Origin of the sequence: Campylobacter taeniopygiae, from assembly GCF_005406225.1 — a bacterium.
Classification (GTDB): domain Bacteria; phylum Campylobacterota; class Campylobacteria; order Campylobacterales; family Campylobacteraceae; genus Campylobacter_D; species Campylobacter_D taeniopygiae.
The window spans coordinates 1-1,857 of the sequence record NZ_NXLY01000041.1 but is presented as its reverse complement, the minus strand read 5'-3'; the positions used below and the strand labels follow the sequence as shown (position 1 = coordinate 1,857).

Annotated in this window: 1 pseudogene; it reads right to left on the bottom strand. The window is 33.0% G+C overall.

Features of this window, described 5'->3' with window-relative positions:
- A pseudogene (locus CQA75_RS08815) lies at positions 1-1,412 on the bottom strand (autotransporter outer membrane beta-barrel domain-containing protein); the annotation flags it as partial.
- Between the last annotated feature and the right edge of the window lie 445 nt (positions 1,413-1,857).

Below are 1,857 nucleotides of genomic sequence, written 5' to 3'. Positions count from 1 at the left end.
TTTACTCCTGAAATGAGATTGCTAACATTATCAAGTTGTCCTAAATCAAGTCCGCTTTGATCTACAGTAACTTTATCTACAGTTACATTGTCTTTATTAGCTCCACCTACCACAACAGTTTCTAATTGACCATTTTCATCAGTAGAAACAACCCAATCTTCTATGACTACATTACCATTTCCATTGTTAGTAATTGAATTACCGCTTTCATCTTTACCAACGGTTCCTTCATTTTTAATAGAAGTTGATCCACTTCCAGAAACAGTGATACCATTTTCTATTTTACCGCCTTCTTGATTATTGATTGAAGTATTACCACTACCTGAATTACTAATACCTCCATTGATAGTTCCACCATTACCATTAGAGATTACTAAATCAGCACTTCCAGTGCTTTCAACCTTTCCACCTATATTACCTGAATTTGAGATTTCTAATTTATTATCACTATTGTTTGTGATAGAACCTGAAATTCCTGTATCAGAATTAGAAGTATTGACTATGGAGTCAAGTTTAGAACCTTTATCTACTATGATACTTCCTGAAATTTCTCCTTTTCCTGTATTAGTGATACCACCTTCAACTTTAGCTCCATCTTCTATTTTTATATCACTTGAAATAACTGCATTGTCAGTATTTACTATATCACCTTCAAGTTTAGTTGATTCTCCACTAATAGTGATTCCACCTGTAACTTCACCTATTCCTGAATTAGAAATAGCGACTCCAGAGTCAGAATAAATAGTGGCTCCATCTGAAATTTTTATATGACCCCTTATTTTTCCGCCATTATTAGCAATCCCAGCCCCACTACCACCTTTGACAACTGAACCCTTTCCTTCTAAAGTTAAATTTCCTCCAAATTGTGTTTCTTTGCTAAGATGTATTCCATCTACCCCACCTTCTATATATCCACCATTTTTAAGAGTGATATTTTGAGTACTTGCTCCTACTTCCAAACTAATTCCGTATTGTTTTCCATAAATTGAACTTTTATCAGCACCTTTTTTTGATACTCCTCCATCAATAATAAGATCTCCTAAAGTTTGCCATTGACCTACAGAAATACCATGATAAATACTTTCAATTTTTCCACCATCTGAGATTTCTAAAGTTCCAAATTTTCCATAAGTTACAGCAATACCATAAGCAGAATTAATTGTCCCTGTATTTTTTATTAATTCAATAGTTCCCCCAAATTCCAGTTTTATCCCAGAATCATTACCAGTATTTATTATAGTTCCACTATTTTCAAGAGTTTTTATAAGACTATTTGAAACAAATATGCCACTCTTGCTTCCACTTATTATTCCTTGATTATTAAATGTCTCTATAGTTCCTTTGCCAAGATATATACCGTTTTTATTTTCTCCCGTACTTTGTATAGTTCCACTATTTTCAAAAGTTTTTATAAGATCACTTGGACGTCCTTTTATTTCTCCACCGTTTATTTCAAGACCAGACCAACTACCAGAAATAAGTCCGCTATTATTAAAAGTTTCTATAGTGGTTCCTTTAAATTTTATAGCTTCTTTGGTGCCGCCGTTTTGTATAGTTCCTTGATTATTAAAATTTGTAAGTGATGAATTTTCTTTGAATTCTATAGCAAAATCATTACTCGGTTTAACTGAACCACTGCTTGTAATAGTTAAAGAAGTATTTGTTCCGCTTACAGTAATTTTTTCTGTTTGAGCATCACTAACTGTTCCACAAGTTCCACTACATCCAGCACCGCTAATTTGAGCATCAGCACAAGTACTTAAAACAGAAACTGTTGCTAAAGAAAATAAGAATTTTTTAGAAAGAGATTGATTTTTTAAATCCCCCCCCCCCGTTAGACAAGTTTTTATTTTTCAT